This window comes from Pyxidicoccus xibeiensis (assembly GCF_024198175.1).
In the GTDB taxonomy this organism is placed as follows: Bacteria; Myxococcota; Myxococcia; order Myxococcales; family Myxococcaceae; genus Myxococcus; species Myxococcus xibeiensis.
This window is the reverse complement of record NZ_JAJVKV010000015.1, coordinates 84,398-103,607: the sequence shown is the minus strand read 5'-3', so window position 1 is coordinate 103,607 and position 19,210 is coordinate 84,398. Positions and strand designations below refer to the sequence as shown.

At 70.9% G+C, this 19,210-nt stretch carries 6 protein-coding genes; 5 read left to right on the top strand and 1 reads right to left on the bottom strand.

All coding sequences use genetic code 11. The features are described from left to right. The first annotated feature begins 116 nt into the window (after nt 1-116). From LXT23_RS40760 to LXT23_RS40740, 5 genes are all read left to right on the top strand, one after another. Nucleotides 117-12,392, top strand: coding sequence for a tetratricopeptide repeat protein (locus tag LXT23_RS40760; RefSeq protein ID WP_253985867.1), 12,276 nt, complete (start codon nt 117-119; stop codon nt 12,390-12,392). Between the two features lie 134 nt (nt 12,393-12,526). Further along, nucleotides 12,527-14,632 carry an adventurous gliding motility protein GltJ gene (gltJ, locus tag LXT23_RS40755; RefSeq protein WP_253985866.1) on the top strand — a complete coding sequence of 702 codons (2,106 nt, stop codon included), beginning with the start codon at nt 12,527-12,529 and terminating at the stop codon, nt 14,630-14,632. 250 nt (nt 14,633-14,882) lie between these two features. After that, a complete protein-coding gene (locus LXT23_RS40750) occupies nt 14,883-15,791 on the top strand; it encodes a hypothetical protein (protein ID WP_253985865.1) in 909 nt (302 codons plus the stop codon). 201 nt (nt 15,792-15,992) lie between these two features. Then, nucleotides 15,993-16,475 carry a toxin-antitoxin system YwqK family antitoxin gene (locus tag LXT23_RS40745; RefSeq protein ID WP_253985864.1) on the top strand — a complete coding sequence of 161 codons (483 nt, stop codon included), beginning with the start codon at nt 15,993-15,995 and terminating at the stop codon, nt 16,473-16,475. 109 nt (nt 16,476-16,584) lie between these two features. Next, the gene (locus LXT23_RS40740) at nt 16,585-17,685 is read left to right on the top strand and encodes a TIGR04552 family protein (RefSeq protein ID WP_253985863.1); all 1,101 of its coding nucleotides are present in this window, start codon (nt 16,585-16,587) and stop codon (nt 17,683-17,685) included. Nucleotides 17,686-17,744: 59 nt separating this feature from the next. Here LXT23_RS40740 and LXT23_RS40735 read toward each other — a convergent pair whose 3' ends face one another. Beyond that, nucleotides 17,745-19,121 (bottom strand): Ig-like domain-containing protein, encoded by a 1,377-nt coding sequence (locus tag LXT23_RS40735; RefSeq protein ID WP_256561667.1) that lies wholly within the window; start codon nt 19,119-19,121, stop codon nt 17,745-17,747. Nucleotides 19,122-19,210 lie beyond the last annotated feature (89 nt).

Below are 19,210 nucleotides of genomic sequence, written 5' to 3'. Positions count from 1 at the left end.
ATGATTCCCGCCGTTTGGCGGGTTTTGCATGATTGCTCGGGGGCGCTTGTGACCGGTAGAGTCCGGTCGCTGGCGCCCCCGCTGCGTTCCATTTCACCCCCAAGGTCCGCCTCCCCATGCAACAGCCGACTCCCCCGCGACCCACGCTGCGCGTGTCCGACGACCGGACTTTCGTGGAAGCAGAAGCCGCTCTCGAGAAAGCCGGCCGCGTGGAAGAGCTGATCCGCCTCTACGAAGGGCGCTCTCGCGACGTGCCCTCGGACGAGGCCGTGCGCCTGCTGTGCCGTGCGGCGGAGCTCGCGCACGAGCGTCAGCGCAACGCGCCCCGCGCCGAGGAGCTGCTCAAGCGCGCGCTGCTCGTCGCCAAGGACCCGCTGCCGGCGCTGCGCGGCCTCAAGCGACTGCACGAGGCGCGACAGGACTCGGCCGCGCTGGCCGACGTGCTGGAGCGGCTGGGCGCCGCCACGCAGGGCGAGGAGGGCGCGGGCCACTACCTCAAGGCGGCGGACCTCTACGAGCAGAAGCTGTTCCGCCGCGACAGGGCGGTGCTGTGCCTGCAGCGCTCCGCGCGGGCGAAGCCGGACCGGGCCGTCTTCCGGCGCGTGCGCCAGTTGCTCTTGTCCGAGCAGCTCTTCCAGCCGGCCTTCGAGGCGCTGGAGCGCGAGCGCGAGGCGCTGGGCGACGCGGGCATGGCCGAGGAGTACGCGGCCCTGGCGGAGCGATTGGTGGACGACCCCACCGAGCACGCGCTGGCGCACAGGGTGCTGGACGTGGCGCGGGCGATTGAGCCGCAGAACGCGCGCCTGGAGAAGGCGACGCGCGCGCTGCAGCGCTTCGAGCACACGTGGAGAGACCGCGTGCGCATGCTGCGCAGCATGTCGCTGGAGGAGCGCGACAGGAAGAGCGCGGCCCGCCTGTCACTGCTCGTGGCGAAGCTGTTCGCCTGGTACGACTCGGGCGCCACGGGCAAGGTGAAGGAGGCGTTGGACCGCTGCTTCCTGCTGTGGCCGGGCATGCCCGAGGGCCTCGCCCTCATCGAGAAGCTGGCGGAGCGCGCCGGCGGCGACTTCGCTCCGGCCATTGCCCAGATTGAGGCCATGGCGGGCGAGGTGAAGGACCGCGCCGCGCAGGTGGACCTGTGGCTGCGCGTGGGCACGCTGCGGCTGGGCAAGCTGAACGACGCGGAGGGCGCGCTGGCGGCCTTCGAGAAGGCGGTGGCGGCGGACCCGTCCCGCGCGGACGCGGCCAGCCTCACCGCGGAGCAGTTCCTGGAGAAGGGGCGCGCCGCGGACGCGGTGGCGGTGCTGGAGCGCTACCTGGGCACGGTGAAGGACAAGTCGGGGCAGGCCGCCATGCGGCTGCGCCTGGCGGAGCTGTGCCTGACGCAGCTGAAGGACCCGGCGGCAGCGCGCACGCACCTGGAGGCGGCGCTGAAGCTGGACGCCTCCCAAGCTCTGGCGGCCTTCCAGCTGGCGCGGCTGCTGGCGGAGGACGACGAGCTGGAGGCGGTGGTGCCGCTGCTGGACCTGGCGCTGCTGGCGCCGCGTCCGCGCGCCGAGCGGGTGGCCTTCTGCGAGGCGCTCGCGCTGATGTTCGAGGAGAAGGACGACGCGCGCGGCGCCTTCGAGGTGCTGGCGCGGGCGCTGGAGCTGGACCCCGGGCGGCCGCTGCTGCTCGGCTCGGTGGTGGAGCAGGCGCAGAAGGCGCAGGCGCAGCCCGCGCTGGCGCTGGCGCTGCAGCGCGCCGCGCAGGCGGCTCCGGTGGCCGAGGTGGCGGCGACGCTGTGGCGGCAGCTGGCGCAGCTGCTCCAGGGCCCCCTGGCGGACCCGTCGCGCGCGGAGGCCGCGTGGCGCGAGGTGCTGGCGCGCGTGCCGGGTGACGCGGCGGCGGCGGAGGCCGTGAAGTCGCTGCAGTCGGCCGCGGCGCAGGCGGATGACCCGGCGGCCCGCCTGGAGGCGGAGGTGTCCCGGCGCGAGGCGGCCGGTGCGGCGCCCGAGGAGCTGGAGCCGCTGGTGCGGCAGCTGGTGCAGCTGGCGCCCGAGGATGCGTCGGCGGTGCAGCGGCTGCAGGCTTTGTGCGTGGCGCTGTCGAAGTTCGACGAGGCGGCGGCGCTGGCCGGCCGGCTGGCGGGGCTGGCGGAGACGCAGCTCGAGCGCAACGAGTGGACCGCGCGGCAGGCGAAGCTGTACGCGGAGCGGCTGGGCCGTCAGGAGGATGCGACGGACCTCTTCCTCGGCCTGCTGGCGGAGAACGTCTCCACCGGCGTGGTGGTGGGCGGCCTGGAGCGGCTCGCTTCCGCGGGCCTGCGCACGGTGGAGGTGACCGAGGCGCTGGCGGCGCACTACGGCCGCACCGGCGACCACCAGCGGCAGGTGGCGGCGCTGCAGCAGCAGCTGGAGGCCACGACCGAGGCGGCCGCGCGCAAGCGCCTCCTCGCGCTGCTGGCCAGCATCCACGAGAAGCAGCTCGCCGACAGCCGCGCCGCCTTCGACGTGCGGGTGCGCGCGCTGCGCGAGGACCCGCGCGACGAGAGCGGCCGCGCGGAGGCCCTGCGCCTGGCGAGGGACTTGTCCGCCCACGCGGAGCTGGGCCGGGTGCTGCGCACGCTGGCCTCCGAGCTGGAGGACCTGGCGCTGGCGGTGCCGCTGCTCACCGAGGCGGCCACCCTGACGGAAGAGGGCGGGCTGGCCGCGGAGGCGATTGCCGCGCTGGAGGCGGCGGTGGGCCGCGCGCCCGAGTCGAACGCGGTGCTGCAGCGGCTGGTGAAGCTGTACGGCCGCGCGGGCCGGGCGGCGGATGCCGAGGGGCTGCTGCGCAAGCGCATCCAGGGCGCGCGCGGGCCGGAGCGGCTGGAGCTGCTCCTCCAGTTGGTGGACCTCAACGTGGAGCTGGGGCGCCCGGCGCAGGCCGCCGAGGCGCTGCAGGGGGCGCTCTCGCACGGCGCCGAGGAGGGCCGGCACCTGCCGCGCCTGGCGGAGCTGTACGAGAAGGCCGGCCGCACGCGCGAGCTGGGCGACACGCTGGCGCGGATGATTGCGCTGGCCGAGTCGGCCGGCGAGGCGGACAAGGTGGCGCGCCTGAAGCTGCGCCGTGCGCAGCTGCTGCAGGGCTCGCAGGACGGCAGCGCGGAGGCGGTGCAGAGCTACGCGGACATCCTCACGCAGCGCCCCACGGACCCGGACGCGCTGGCCGCGCTGGAGGCCATGCTCGCCTCCGGCCCCGCGCGCGAGGCGGCGGCGCGGGTGCTGGCGCCCGTCTTCGAGCGCACGAAGGACCACCGCAAGCTGGTGGCCACGCTGGACGTGCTGGCGGAGGTGGCGAGGGACGACTCCGCGCGGGTGCAGGCGCTGCGGCACGCGGCCCAGGTGCACCTGGCGCACCTGCGGCAGCCGGAGCTGGCCTTCGCGGCCCTGGCGCGCGCCCTGCGGCTGGCCCCGGGTGACGCGGGCCTGCGCTCCACGGCGCGGCAGGCGGCGGAGGACGCGGACTCGCTGGACAGCTACGCCGAAATCCTCGCCGAGCTCGCGGAGGAGGGCGACGTGGGCCCGGCGCGGCTCGCGCTGCTGCGCGAGCTGGCCGAGGTGCAGGAGAAGAAGCTGGACGACAAGGCCGGCGCGGTGAAGGCGCTGCGTGCGCTGCTGGCCCTGGAGCCGGGCAGCCTGGACTGCCTGCGCGCCCTGCAGCGGCTGCACCGCGCGGGCGAGGAGTGGGCCGCGCTGGCCGAGGTGCTGGAGAAGCTGGCCGTCGCGACGCCGGAGCCGGCCGAGCAGCTGGCGTTCCTGCGCGAGGCCGCGCTGCTGCACGAGACGAAGCTCACCGACAAGGAGAGCGCCGCCGACGCGTGGCGTGCCATCGCCGAGAGGGACCCGGCGAACCGCGAGGCCGCCGCCACGCTGGACCGGCTCTACACGGAGGCCGGCCGCAACGAGGACCTGGCGTGGGCGCTGGCGCTGCGCCGCACCCAGGAGGGGCAGAGCCCGCAGGGGCGCGAGGTGTCCTTCCGCCTGGCGGAGCTGCAGCGCACGGTGCTGGACGACCCGAACGCGGCGCTGGGCCTCTACAAGCGCATCCTCTCCGAGGACCCCGGCCACCCCGGCGCTCGCGCCGCGCTGGAGGCGTGGGTGAAGGCGGCGGTGCCCGCGAGCGGCGCCGCGCTGGAGGTGCTGGACACGGTGCTGGTGCAGGTGGGCGACCATGCCCGCCGCGTGGCGCTGCGCGAGACGCGGATGGAGTCGGCCCTCACGGTGGAGAAGATCCTCCTGGCGGGGGAGATTCGCCGCATCTACGAGCGCGACATGCACCAGCCCTCGCTGGCCTTCATGTCCGCGGTGAAGTCCTTCGCGCAGAACCTGGACCGCGACGGCGTGCGTCCGGACCTGGAGCGGCTGGGGCGCGAGACGGGCTCGTACGAGGTGCTGGCGGAGATCTACGAGACGGCGGCGGTGGACCTGACCTCCGGAGACCCGACGGCGCTGGAGCTGCTGCGCCGGGCCGCGGAGCTGCGTGAGTCGCTGGACCAGCCGGAGGAGGCCGCGCGCCTCTGGAAGAACCTGCTGGCGGACTCGCCGCAGGACCGGCAGGCGCTGGAGGCCCTCTCGCGCCTGTACGAGAAGGGGCAGAACGCCAAGAGCCTCTCCGAGGTGTACACGCGCCAGGCGCAGCTGTCCCAGGACCCGGTGGAGCGCGTGGGCCTGCTGCTCAAGGCGGGCGAGGCGTACGCCAACGCGGGCGACGACGCGAAGGCCGTCGAGACCTACCGCTCCGCGCTGGCGCTGCGGAAGGTGCCCGAGGGGCTGCTCGCGCTGGAGAAGCTGTACGCCAAGGCGCGGCGCTTCGCGGAGCAGGCGGACGTGCTGGACCAGCTCGCGGACGGCGCCGCGGACGAGGCCGCGCGCCGGGGCTGGCTGCTGAAGCGCGCGCAGTTGCTGGAGAAGGAAGTGGGCCCCGCCGAGTCGCTGCCGGTGTACCGCCGGCTGCTGGAGCTGGCGCCCGGGGACGGCCAGGTGGTGGCCGGCCTGGAGCGGCTGATGGCGCACGACGGCCCGCGCGTGGAGGCCGCACGCCTGCTGGAGCCCGTCTACCGCGGCATCAACGACACGCGGAAGCTGGTGGAGGTGCTGGAGGTGCTGCTGCCCGGCGTGGCGCCGGAGAAGCGCCTGGAGCACGTCCAGGAGATTGCCACCCTGCGCGAGGCGCTGGGCCAGACGTCGCTGGCCTTCGTCGCGCGGCTGCGCGCCTTCAACGAGTTCCCCCAGGAGGCTGCCGTCCGGGACGAGCTGGAGCGGCTCGCCGCCGACTCCGGCTCCTTCGAGGAGGTGGCCGGGGCGTACGAGGACCAGCTCGAGCGCGACACGCAGGAGCCGCTGGCGGGTGACTTGTGGCGGCGCCTCGCGGCCATCTACGACAACCGCCTCAAGCGCTACGACCTGGCGGTCCGCGCGCTGGAGGAGGTGAGCCGCAGGGACCCCAAGAACAAGGGCGTGCTGGAGTCCATCGCCCGCGTCCACCGCCGCACCGGCGCGCACCGCGAGCTGGCGCTCGTCATGCGCCGGCAGGTGGCCGCGGACACCAACGCGTCCACGCAGGTGAACCTGCTCTTCGAGCTGGCCCACCTGGCCGAGGAGACGCTGTCGGACAAGTCGCTGGCGGCGCAGGCGTACCGGGAAATCCTCGTCCTGCGTCCGGAGAACGGCAACGCGCTGAAGCTGCTGGGCCGCGTGCTGGCGGAGATGGAGCGCTGGCCGGAGCTGGCGCAGCACATCGAGCGGGAAATCCAGCTCGCGGATGCGCGTGGCGCCCAGGAAGAGGCGTCCGACCTGCGCGTGCGCCTGGGCCGCCTCAAGGTGACGCGCCTGGAGGACCCGCGCGGCGCGCTGGAGCTGTACCAGTCGGTGCTCGCGCGCCGGGCCGGCCATGCCGGTGCGGTGGGCGCGCTGGAGGAGATGGCGCGCTCGGAGAGCCCGCTGCGCGGCGCCGCGGCGCTCGCGCTGGAGCCCATCTTCGCCTCGGTGGGCAACCACCTGAAGCAGGTGGAGATGCTGGAGTCGCGCGCCTCGGCGGAGTCGGTGCCCCAGGAGCGCGCCGCGCTGCTGCGCCGCATCGCCGAAATCTACGCCGGCCCGCTGGAGAACGCGGAGATGGGCTTCCTGTCCGCCACCCGCGCGCTGCGCGAGCTGCCGGACGACCTGCGCTCGCTGGAGCTGTGCGTGGCGCTGGTGGACAAGGCGGAGGCGCCCGAGGAGCTGTCCGCGGTGCTGGCCGAGGTGACCACCAAGGCGAGCGATGCCTCCCGCGCCGAGCTGTACCGCGCGCAGGCGCGCCTGCAGACGGACCTGGGCGAGCCGGCCGAGGCGCTGGCGTCGTGGAAGCGCGTGCTGGAGCTGCGGCCCACCGACACCGAGGCGCTGGACGGCACGGTGCGGCTGGTGGCGTCGCAGGGCAAGCCGACGGAGCTGCTGGAGGTGCTGCGACGGCAGCTCGCCGTGGCGGAGGAGCCGGCGCGCCGCGCGGCGGTGCTCTTCCAGATTGGCACGCTGCAGGAGGAGCAGCTCAAGGACGCGCTGGGCGCGCTGGCCACCTTCCGGCGCCTGCTGGAGCTCAAGCCGGACGACGTGGCCGCGCTGGAGCGCATGGAGGCGCTGTGCCAGAAGCAGGAGCGCTGGCCTGAGCTGGCGGACGCGCTGGCGAAGCGCATCGCCCTCCTGCCTCCGGAGGAGGGCCTGGAGCTGAAGTTCCGTCTGGCCACCGTGCGGGAGACGCGGCTGCTCGACAGGACGGGCGCGCTGGCGCTCTACAGCGAAATCCTGGCGGTGCAGGCCAACCACCCGGGCGCGGTGGGGCGCATGGAGGCGCTCGTCACCCGTGAGCCGCAGAACCTGCTCGCGGTGGAGACGCTGCTGCGCGCCCTGCGCGCCAGCGGGGACGTGGCGCGGCTGGCGCAGGTGATTGAAGTCCGCGTGGGCGTGTCCACCGACTCCTTCGAGCGCAAGGCGCTGCTGGGAGAGCTGGCCACGCTGCGCGAGGCGCAGGGCGAGGAGGAGCTGGCCTTCCTGGCCCTCTTCCGCGCCTTCAAGGAAGACCCCAACGACGGCGAGGTCCGCCGCCGGCTGGAGAACGCCACCGACGCCTCCGGCAGCTACGACGAGCTGGTGTCCGCGTACGAGGAGGCGCTGCCGCGCGTGGCCGAGGCCTCCGACGCCGCGCAGGTGTGCCTCAAGCTGGGCCAGCTGCTGGAGACGAAGCTGCGCGACTCGGACCGCGCCGTCTCCTTCTACGAGCGCGCGCGCACGCTGCACCCGGCGGTGCAGGACAAGGCGCTGGTGGCGCTGGACCGGCTCTACCTCAACCTGGAAGCGTGGCCGGAGCTGGCCGGCATCCTCGAGGCGCTCGTCACGGGGGCCACCGAGCCCGCGGACAAGGTGGGCTACCTCTTCCGCCTGGGACAGCTCTACCAGGAGCGGCTGGACAGCCCGGACCGTGCGGCCGGGGCGTACGAGGCCATCCTCAAGCTGGAGCCGGCGCACCTGGCGACCGCGCGCCTGCTGGAGGGCATCTACGAGGGCGCCGGTGCGTCCGAGAAGCTCTACGCCATCCTGAAGCTGCAGGCCGACAAGGTCGTCGGCGCCGAGCGGGACCGCGTGGTGGCGAAGATGGCGCAGGTGTCCGCCGAGGGCCTGTCGGACCTGGGCGGCTCCATCACCCTGTACCGCGAGCTGCTGGCGAAGAACTCGCGCAACGAGCAGGCCTTCTCCGCGCTGGAGTCGCTGTACGAGCGCGCCGACCGTCCCCAGGATTTGCGCGAACTGCTGGAGGGCCGGCTGGCAGTGACGCTGGACCCGCGCGAGGTGGTACGCCTCAACGAGCGGCTGGGCCGGGTGGTGTACCGCCTGCTGAAGCAGCCGGATGAAGCGGTGCCGTACTTCAAGGCCGCGCTGGACAGGGACGCGCGCCACCGCGGCGTGCTGGACACGCTGCGCGAGCTGTACGACGAGACGGGCCAGCGCGAGGAGCTGGTCGGCGTGCTGCGCCGGCTGATTCCGCTGCAGGAGAGCAGCGACGGCGTGAAGGCGCTGCGCCTGCGCCTGGCCGAGGTGCTCGCCGGCATGGGACGCCGCGAGGAGGCGCTGGACGCCGCCCGCCGCGCGCTGGAAGTCGAGCCGCACGGCGTGCCGGACCTGGAGCGCGTGCACACGCTCTTCGTGTCCCTGCGCGCCTGGAACGACGCGGTGCGCGCGCTGGAGCTGAAGGTGCAGGTGCACCTGGCGGCCGAGGAGCGCGAGCGGGCCGTGGCCACGTACTTCGCGGTGGCGGACCTGTGGGAAGGGCAGGGCGGCAAGCCCGAGCAGGCCGCCGGTGCGCTGGAGAAGGTCCTGGAGCTGGACCCGGCCAACCGCACCGCCTACGAGCGCGCGTGCGGGCTGTACAAGACGCACAACGACTGGCGCGCGTACGCCACGGTGATGGACCGCTACATGCCCAACCTCGTCACCGACGAGGAGAAGCTGGCCGCGCTGCGCGAGCTGGCCCGGGTGCAGGAAGAGCGGCTGGGCCAGAAGGACGTGGCCTTCCTCGCGCTGTGCCGGGCGCTGCAGCTGGACGCCTCGGACGACACGCTGCGCGAAGAGGTGGAGCGACTGGCGGACGAGACGGGCAGCCACGAGGAGCTGGCCGCCGTCTACGAGGAGGTCGCCGACGAGCTGCCTCGCGGCTCGCTGGCCGAGCGCCTCTACGCAACGCTGGCGCGCGTGCACGACACGCGGCTGGACGACCCGCAGGCCGCGGAGGGCGCGTTCCGGAAGATTCTCGAGTTCGACCCGACCAACGCCACCGCGCTGGACGGGCTGGCCGCGGTGTTCCAGCGGCGCGGACGCGACAAGGAGTACGTCGTCGCGCTGGAGCAGAAGCTGGAGGCCGCCGGCTCGATTGAACAGCGCAAGGGCATCCTCAAGGAGATTGCCCGCGTCTGGGACGAGAAGCAGGACGACCCGGTGGAGGCCGCCAGCGCGCTGCTGCGCGCGCTGGAGCTGGAGCCGGACGCGGAGACGCTGGGCGTGCTCACGGCGCTGTACCGCCGCCAGCGGGCCTGGCCGGACGTCGCGTCCACGCTGCTGCGGGCCCGCGACCTGGCCGACACGGTGGAGGAGCGCGCGCGCATCCAGGTGGAGGTGGCCGGCGTCTACGAGCGCGAGCTGGGTGACGACGAGGCCGCGGTGGCCGCGTTCCGGCAGGCGCTGGAGCTGGACCCCGTCAACCGCACGGCGCTCGAGTCGCTGGAGCGGCTGCACACGAAGCTGGACCAGCCGGCGGACCTGCTCGCCATCTACGAGCGCATGCTGGAGCTGAGCGAGGACTGGCGCGAGAAGGTCCGCGTCCTCTTCCGCAGCGCCACCATCTGGGAGGACAAGTACCAGAACCCGGCCAACGCCGACGTCTGCGTGGAGGGCGTGCTCTCCATCGACCCGCAGAACGTCCAGGCCATCAAGTCGCTCATCCGCCTGCGCCGCACGCAGGGCCGGTGGGAGGACCTCATCTCCGCCTACGAGCGGCAGCTCTCGCTGGCCACCAGCCCGCAGGAGCAGGCCGAGCTCTACGTGGACATCGGCAACGTCCAGTACCAGCAGCTCAAGGCGCTGGACAAGGCGGTGAACAGCTACCACGCGGCGCTCGCGGCGGACTCTACGTGCCGTCCGGCGCTGCACGCGCTGGGCAACCTGTACGAGCGCAGCGGCAACTGGCCCTTCGCGCTGGAGATGCTGGCGAAGGAGGCGGAGCTGGCCGGCCAGTCGCCGGACGCCGTCGAGCTGTACTACCGCCTCGGGAAGATCAACGAGGACATGCTGATGGACTCCGGCAGCGCGCGGAACGCCTACCAGCAGGCCCTCGCGGTGAACCCGGGCCACCTGCCCAGCATCCGCGCCCTCAAGGGCATCCAGGAGCAGGAGAAGGACTGGGGCGGCTACGAGCAGACGCTGCGCCAGGAGGCGGAGCAGACCGAGGACCCCGCCGCCAAGGGGCGCGCGCTGCTGGACGTGGCGCGCTACCACGCGGAGACGCGCGAGGACCGGGAGACTGCCACCGGCTACTGGCAGGAGGCCCTCAAGCACATCCCCGACAGCCTCGAGGCCGCGCGCCCGCTGGCGGACGTGTACATCGCCCACGAGGACTGGGCCTCTGGCGAGCGGATGCTGGACATCGTCACGCGGAAGATGGCGGAGAAGGCCATGGCGGAGAAGGACGCCGCCACGGCCGCGGACCTCTGCCGCCAGCTCTACCGCCTGGGCTACGTGGCGGAGAAGCTGGGCCGGCGCGACAAGGCGCTCAGCTGCTATGAGAAGGCCTACGAGCTGGACGCCACCTACCTGCCCGCGCTGGAGGGCTACGGCAACCTGCTGGTGCAGACGCGCCGCTACGAGGGCGCGCTCAAGGTCTTCCAGACCATCCTCATCCACCACCGCGAGGAGCTGACGGACCTGGAGGTGGTGGAGGTCTACTGGCAGATTGGCGACATCCACGCGGCACTCGGCCAGGCGGACCGCGCGCAGAACCACTTCGAGAAGGCGCTCGCCATCGACCCGGGCCACGAGCCCACGCTGCGCGCGCTGGTGGTGCTGATGGACAAGGCGGGTCAGTACGAGAAGTCCGCCGAGCTGCGCCAGCAGCTGGTGGGCGTGCTGGAGGGCGAGCCGAAGGCGAAGGTGGCGTTGGAGCTGGGCCGCATCGCCCGCGACCACCTGCACGACCCGTACATGGCCATCGACGCCTTCACCACGGCGCTCAAGGCGCAGCCTGATGCGCCCGAGGTGATGGACCAGCTCTACGTGCTGCTGCGCGAGACGCGTCAGGGCCAGAAGGCCGCGGACGTGCTGGCGCGGATGCTGGCGCTGCCCGCGCTGGCCATGGAGCCGCACAAGGCCAAGCGCGTCTGGTTCGCGCTGGGCGAGCTGCGCCGGGATGACCTGAAGGACGTGGAGGGCGCCACCCAGGCCTTCAACGCGGCCCTGGACCTGGACCCGCGCTTCGTCGAGGCCTTCAGCGCGCTGGAGGCGATGCTGGGCGCCGCGCGCCAGTGGAAGCCGCTGGAGGAGAACTACACGAAGATGCTGGGCCGGCTGCCCAAGACGCCGGAGACGCACGTGGCGCGCATGGCGCTGTGGCGCGCGCTCGGTGACCTGTACCTCCAGGTGCTCAAGCACCCCGAGGGCGCGGTGGCCGCCTACGGAGTGGCCGCCAAGGGCCTGCCGGACGACGCGACGGTGCAGGAGACCTACGCGGACGTCGCCGGACAGCTGCCCGGCAAGGAGGAGGAGGCCATCGCCGCGCTCCGTCGCGCGATGCCCACCACCACGGACCCGCGCAAGGTGTGCGGTCAGCTCGTGCGGCTGTCCGCGGTGCGCAAGGACTACGACGGCGCGTGGCTCGCGGCGCAGGCGACGTCCGGGCTGCTGGGCGAGGCAGGGGAGGACGAGCAGGAGATCCTCACCAAGCTGGGGCCCTACGCGAAGAAGAAGGAAGTGGCCCAGCGCGCGCTGACCGACCAGCTCTGGCACAACCTCCTCTTCCACCCGAAGTCGCGCGGCCCGCTGGCCGAGCTGATGGGGCTGCTCTTCGAGAAGACGGGCCACCTGTACGCGGTGCCCTTCCCGCAGTACCAGCTGGTGCCGAAGAAGCACCGCATCGACGTGGCCAGCGCGCAGGAGTACCACGTGCACCACTACCGGTACGTGGCGCGGCTGCTGGGCATGGAGGCGGTGGAGCTGTACTCGCCGTTCCTCGTGGCCACGCGCGAGCGCATGGCGAAGCGCTCCAACGAGCCGGCCCCCGAGCCGCTCATCAACGCCGAGCTGCTGCAGACGCACCCGGCCTGCGTGCGCGTGGGTGGCAAGTACTTCGCGGAGCAGGGCCAGAAGGAGGTGTACTACCTCCTGGGCCGCACCCTGGCGCTGGCGCGTCCGGAGCTGGCCTTCAGCCAGCGCGTGGCGGTGGAGCGGCTGGAGGCCATCCTCCAGGCGGCCCTGAGCCTCGTGGTGGGCAACGTCCGCATCGCCGAGGCGCAGCACCTGGTGGAGCCCGAGCGGCGCCTCCTGGAGAAGAGCCTCAGTGAGCCCGACCGCGCGGCGCTGGCCAAGGCGGCCCGTGCCTGGCTGCCGGGCGCCACGCCGCAGGCCGTGCGCCAGTACCTGGAGGGCGCCGAGCTGACGGCCGCCCGTGCAGGCCTCTTCGCCGCCGGAGAGATGGAGCCGGTGCGCCGCGTGGTGCAGGGCGAGACGGGGTCCGCCTTCCGCGTTCCGGTGAAGACCAAGCTCCGGGAACTGCTCGTGTTCGCCACCTCGGAGGACCTGCACGAGCTGCGCGTCGCCGTGGGCACCCACGTGGAGGTCCAGGTGCGCAAGTAGCGACAGAACCCGGACAAGGGTTCACGCGTTGAATAGCAGCCGGGCGGACGAGGCGCTGATCCTTGACCCCTCCGGTGGTCACTTCTACGATTCAGGCGGGATTTCTCCCGTCATTTCCGAGGCTTACGGAAAAGATGCGTTTCGTCTGCGACAGCTGCCGCGCGCAGTACATGATTAGCGACGACAAGGTTGGCCCCAAAGGGGTCAAGGTTCGTTGCAAGAAGTGCGGCCATAACATCACCGTGCGCCCCGCGGGCGCATCGGCCGCGAAGGACTCCGCGTCGGAGTCCCCGACTTCTCCACCCGCTGTGAATGGCACTGGCAAGGAGGCGGAGTCGTCGGCCGCCACGATGCCCGCGTCGCTCGGCACACCCCCGGAGGGCGGTCTCTTCACGGGCGTGGAAGAGGACGAGATTGGCGCCGTCTTCGACCAGGTGCTCAGCTCCGGCTCGCACAAGATTCCGTCGGGCGAGGCGGCCGGTGAGGCCGCGGCGCGCGAGGCATCCGCGGAGAACGTGCGCAAGCTGGCCGAGGCCGAGGCAGAGCCGGCGAAGGAGGACGCGAAGTCCAACGCCGCCTCGCACGAGTGGTACGTCGCCATCGACGAGAAGCAGGTGGGCCCGTTCACCGTCGAGAAGGTGAAGGACCTCTGGGACCGCGGCGAAGTGGGCCCGGACAGCCTGTGCTGGCGTTCCGGCTTCAGCGACTGGATTCCGCTGTCGGAGACGGCGGAGCTGGCCTCGGTGCTGGCGCCGCGTCCGTCCAAGCCCGTCATCGTCGCGCCCGAGCCGGTGTCCGGCTCCACGCCCACGGTGTCCTCGGGCCCGGTGCAGTCCGCGTTCAGCGCGGGCAAGGCGGCTCGCGCCGACGGAGTGCTGGCCGCGTCCTCCGAAGAGCCGATGGGCTGGAAGCCGTCCGCCGCCAGCGTGCTGGCCTCACTGGTGAAGGAGGAGAACGACGCCTTCGCGAAGCCGCCTCCGACGCCCGCGCCCGCGCTGGGCCGCGAGCCGGTGTCACAGTCGCGCCTGCTGGACGTCCCCATGCCTCCGCCGGAGCCGGTGTCCTCGCCGTCGCTGAGCGGCGCGGGTGCCGTCATGGGCATGGGCGCGCAGATGTCGCCCGGGGCCGCGCCGATGGCCTACGGGCAGCAGCCGATGCAGGCGGCGCCCTATCCGCAGCAGCCCATGCAGCCGCAGTATGCGCAGCCCGCGCCGTACGGGCAGCAGCCCATGCAGCCGCAGTATCCGCAGCAGCCCGGCTATCCGCCCGCGTACCCCCAGCCTCATGGCTCGCAGGGGGGCGGCAAGGGAAAGATGGGCTTGCTGGTGGGCGTCGTCGCGGGGGTGGTCTTCGCGGCGGGCGGCGGCATGATGTTCCTCATGAAGGGCGACAGCCGCGCGGAAGTGCCTGCGGGCACGCAGGTGGCGGCGCAGCAGGGTACGCAGCCGGCGGCCCCGAGCCTGCCGATGCCTCCGCCGCCGACCGGCACGACGCAGACCGCGCAGGCGGCAGCGAACCCGGCGGCGGCTCCCGCGAATCCGGCGGTGCCCGCGGCAGGGACGCCGGTGGCGGTGGCTGGCGCGCCCGTGGCTCCGGGAACGCCTGCTCCCGGCACGGCGCCGGCGACCGCGGCTCCCGCGACGCCGGCTCCAGTGGCCGCGGCTCCGACGACGCCTCCGCCGGCCGCGGTGGAGCCGGCGAAGCCTGCGGAGACGGTGGTGGCGAAGGTGGAGCGTCCGGGGACGGGGACGCGTCGTCCGGGCACGTCGTCGGCTGCCCCGCGTCGCGAGGAGCCCGAGGAGCGTGCGCCCGCGCGCGCGGAGCGGCCGTCCTCGAACGAGGGGGAGAGCGACGACTTCGACGAGCTGTTCGGCACGAAGAAGTCGAAGCCGGAGGCGAAGCAGCCGGAGGCGCGGCCCACGGCGTACGTTCCGCCGGAGCCGGGCAGTGCGATGCCCGAGCGCCTGCAGACGTCCGACGTGATGGCGGTGGTGCTGGCCAACAAGCCGGCCATCATCAAGTGCGTGAACGAGCAGAAGAAGAAGGACCCGGCGCTGAGCGGCAAGCTGGTGATGCGCTGGTCCATCCAGACGAGCGGGAAGACCACGGCCGTGTCGTGCAAGACGGACGAGTTCAAGTCGACCTACATGGCGACCTGCATCACCGGGCTCATCAAGGGGTGGACGTTCCCCCGGCACAAGAAGCAGGGCGAGCCCATCGACTTCCCGTTCACCTTCTGAAACTTCGGGTGTAGGGAACCGGTGTGGGACAGGCAGGCGTGACGTAGGTGTCACGCCTGCCGGCGTTTGGAGTGTCTGCTTTCGTGTGCGGTGAATTTCCCTCGTGAGCAGACGTCCAGAGGCGCGTCGACACTCGTTGACACGTCAGGAGCGGGGGGACTAAAGCCCGTCCCGCTTCAGTGAACGTTGGGGTCTGGTGTTTGTGGCCGGAGGCCCCACGCGACGTTCCTACTCAGGAGGAATTCCCAACATGCAGCTTCGCAAGATGATGCTGATGCTCACGGCGCTGGGCGCGATGAGCGGTTTCGTGGCCGGCTGTGGTGATGACGGCGAGGGCGCGGGCACGACCTGTAGCTCCAGCACGGACTGCGCGGGCACGGAGATCTGTCACCCGGAGGCCGGAGTCTGCATCGCGACGTGTGAGTCGGGCTCCGACTGTCCTGACACCGCGAAGAACTGTGAGGCGCTGGGTGGCACGAGCGCCGACGCGGACAAGAAGGTCTGCAAGTGCACGACGGACGTGCTCTGCAACGGCGGCACGGACTCCGAGTCCACCGACCTGGTCTGCTCCACGCTGGACGAGGTCTGCGTGACCAAGTGCACGTCCGACTCCGATTGCGGCACCGACCGCGTCTGCAACACGGGCTCCGGCCAGTGCGAGCTGGATGACACCACGGGTGGCACCTGCTCGGGCGAGGGGCGCTCCACGTGCACGTACGGCCAGATCTGCACCAGCGGCGCCTGCGCTGCTCCTCCGGCGCCGACCTGCCAGAACTACACCAACTTCCCCAACAAGACGACCGAGCTGGGTACGACGGGGCCGATCATCTTCAAGACGGAGTTCGTGTCCGCCCAGACCGATTCCTTCTGCGCTGCTTCCGCGCCCAAGCGTCTGCGCATCCGGGTCTCCGCGTACTCCAACACGCCCTTCCCGCAGTCTTCCACGGAGCTCAGCTCGTTCTTCTACGTCCTGACCGCTGGAAACGCACAGAATGCGACTGTCAGCAGCTCGTCGGGCAACTACACCGTGACGGGGACCAACCGTGACCGGGCGGACATCATCGTCAGCCTCTGCGTCGCGGCCGGCACCACGTCCAACTCGGCTGGCTTCTACTTCAAGAACGGCAACTTCGCCTGCTCGCAGACCACCTTCCCGTAAGCGACCAAGCAGCTGAAGGACCGAGCCCCGCCCCTGGCTGTATGGGCGGGGCTCGCCTGTTGTGGAGTATGACATGTGCCCGGCTCCAGCGCGCAGCAGGATGGCTGCCTGAAGAGGCTGGAGATATGCGGTGAATTTCGCCAACGCCGGGGCGTCTTGAGAGGTGCGCGGGGCATCCCGGCGTCTTCAAAAGGAGAGTCCATGCTGTCTACCAAGCTGATTCGCACGCTGGCCCTGGGGCTGGCCCTTGCATCTCCTGCCGCAATGGCGGGTGACACCGCTGAGAAGCTGAGCTGCCCTGCGGGGACGACCCAGGCCGGTACCAAGGCCGAGGGGCTCTCGTGCGTCAAGGCGAACGCTCGGGCGGGCACTCAGACCGCTCATGGCGCGTACGTCGAGTACCACCCCAACGGCAAGAAGGCGGCCCAGGGGCAGTTCGTCGACGGCCTCAAGGTCGGTACCTGGACGTTCTACGATGAGGCGGGCAACAAGCGGAGCACTGCGGAGTTCAAGCAGGGCAACTGGCATGGCCAGCGGGTGATGTTTTTCACCAATGGCAAGCCCCGCCTCGTCGAGGAGTACCAGGATGGCAGCAAGCACGGTCTGGTGAAGGAGCTGGCCGAGGATGGCCGGGTCATCAGCCAGGCTCGGTACGAGAACAACCGGCCGGTTGCCAACCAGTAGTCGACTGGCTGCTCGGTAGCACCGAGGGTCCTCTCCCCAGCGGGTGAGGGCCCTCATGCTTTTTCGGAGGGCTTTCCCTGTTCTGTGGGCTCGGCTAGGAAGCCCATACGTGAAGCCCCCCTCGCTCACCCCCGTCCTGCCCGATATTCCCATCCGCACGGTGGGGGAGATGGGCCTGCGCGAACTGGAGCGCATCCGGCTCATCCTTCGCGGTGGCTCTGTCATCGACTGGCGGAGGATGCACTTCCAGACGCGGGACGAGGTGGACGGCTTCTTGCGCCTCTGCCAGCTCGACGTCGCCCGCCCCTACGACGAGGCGTGGGCCCGTGGGGTGCTCTCAGAGGCGGTGGAATACCTGCGCAAGACGTTCAACTACCGCGTCGCGGACGCGGTGGCTCAGCCGGCGGAAATCCACGACCTGTTCCTCTTCGCCTCCGGCATGAAAGGCTCTCCCCGGCACCGCCGCATCGCTTGCGTGGTCCTGAAGGTGATGCACGTCATCCAGCACATCGAGGGGCGGGATCTGCTCTTCCGCCTGGCGGTGTCGGAGGCGGAGCTGGCGGAACTCGTGACGGAGAAGGTGCTGAGCGTCGCCCGGGAGATGCAGGACAAGGGGCTCCCTGTCGTGGAGTTCGCGCACTCCATCAAGACGCGCGACTCGCTGGTCACCAAGCTGCTGGCGAAGAAGGAGACGGTAGCCGCGCAGGTGTACGACCGGACCCGCTTCCGCGTGGTGACGCGGACGAGGGAGGACCTGCTGCCGGTGCTCTACTACCTGACCCAGCGGCTCTTCCCCTTCCACCTAGTGGTTCCAGGACAGACAGAGAACACGCTGCTGCCGTTCAAGGCGGTGCTGGCGGAGAACCCCCACTTCGAAGCGCACACGTCCCAGCTCCATCTGGACCGCGACTACGAGGACCGGGAGGACCGCAACGGAAATGCCTTTTCCGGGAACACCTACCGGGCACTCAACTTCGTGGTGGACATCCCTGTGCGCATGGATGCGTACCTGCCTCCGCCGGAGCAGGACACGCGTCCACGCAAGGGCCGCATCGTGATTTCGCTGGTGGAGTTCCAGATCGTTGATGAGGAGACTGCTCGCCTCAACGAACTGGGAGAGAACGCTCACGAGGCCTACAAACGCCGCCAGAAACAGCGCGTGCTGAAGCGGCTCAGCCAGGGGCTCGTGGTACCGAAGCGGCAAGGTTGAGATGCGCGCGCCGCAGGCTCGATTGCGGCGCGCTCAGGTCAGGCGCCAGTTGCAGCGCTCTACGGGTACTCGTAGGAGACCTGCAACTCTGCCAATTTGGGATGGAACTCGGCGTCGGAGATCAGCACGTCTCGCACTCCATCGTTGTCGGTGCCTTGCCCGAAGCGAAGCCGATACTGGGTTCTCTTGCCGCGGGCACTGCGGTTTACCCAGTCGTTCACGACCGATGATGTGACATTGAAGATGCCAGGGCTTCCGAGGGCAGTTTGGAGGACCTCAGTGCCAGCAACGAGCGGCACCGCATGATAGTCCGCGACGAGTTGTGGGTTGGGCTCATCAATTGACAGCTCGAGCTGCTCGCCGACGTCGACAGGCTCCAACCAAAGCTGCCCGAGATTCTCAAATGGAGTGCCCTGCCGGTGGCTTACCCACCAACTGAGGGAAGCATGGGAAATCTGTGTCAGGTCTTCTGGGAGACCGTCGAGCTTGAACCCTAGAAACAGCCTGTAAGCAGCATTGGTGCCTTCGCTGTCACCCAGCATTTCGAAGTTATACACGATGGTTTGCCGAAAGTAGTTCGGAGCCGCCACAGAGCCACTCGTTGCCGGGTCGAAGTTAACGGTAAGGGAGCCCTGACGGACCACGCGAAACCCGCGCGTCATCGTCTCCGCCAGTGCGTTGTCGGCTTCGTCCCTGGCGCCGGTAGATACCTGCCATGTCACCTGCGCTCCATGGGAGAAGCTCGCGGGCACTGAGTACGTCATCACGGTGGCCGCGCTGTTCCACGAGAAGCTCCCGGAGTTGAACCCCGCGGGCGATGTGATGGAGAACGCCGCCTCGGCGGCAGACTTGTTCATGGGCTCGGAGAACACGACCTCCAGGAGCGCGTTCCGGGCATTGCCGATGGACGATTGAACCGGGCTCGTGGCCAGCACCGTCGGCGGGGTGGTGTCTGGGGCAGGCCCCGTGGTGGTGAACGAGAAGGTACGTGCTCCCGTCAGCGGGTTGCCCGCCTTGTCTTCACCGTCCACGGTCATCGTATACGGGGTGTTCTCAGCCAGCTCCGCCTCATGCTGGAGTGTCAGCACCGAACCCTGCTGATTCCAGGTCGGCGCCCTCAGTGTCACGGCGGGCTGGAGGGTCACTTCGATGGACGCAGTGTCCATGGCCTCGGAGAAGGTGAGGACGAGCGGCGTACCGGTGGGAACCTCGGTGGCGCCACCCATGGGCGAGGTGTTCAGCAACACGGGGCGAACGGTATCCACCGGGCCGGCATCGGGTAGAGGGCCCGCATCCGGTCTCCCTCCCGCATCGGGTAGCGGCTCAGTGCCTGAGTCCGGAGTCTCCGGAGGTGTGACCACCTCCGGAATGTCGACACAGGCGGCAAGTGAGCCAAGGAGGAGCAGCAAGGGAAGAATCAACGGGGGTCTGGGCATACCGGGGCGCATCGCAAGAGGCATTCCACGCCTCATCTCATGAGACGGGCCGGCCCTCTCGCATGGACCGCTCCTCCAGAGCTACTCCC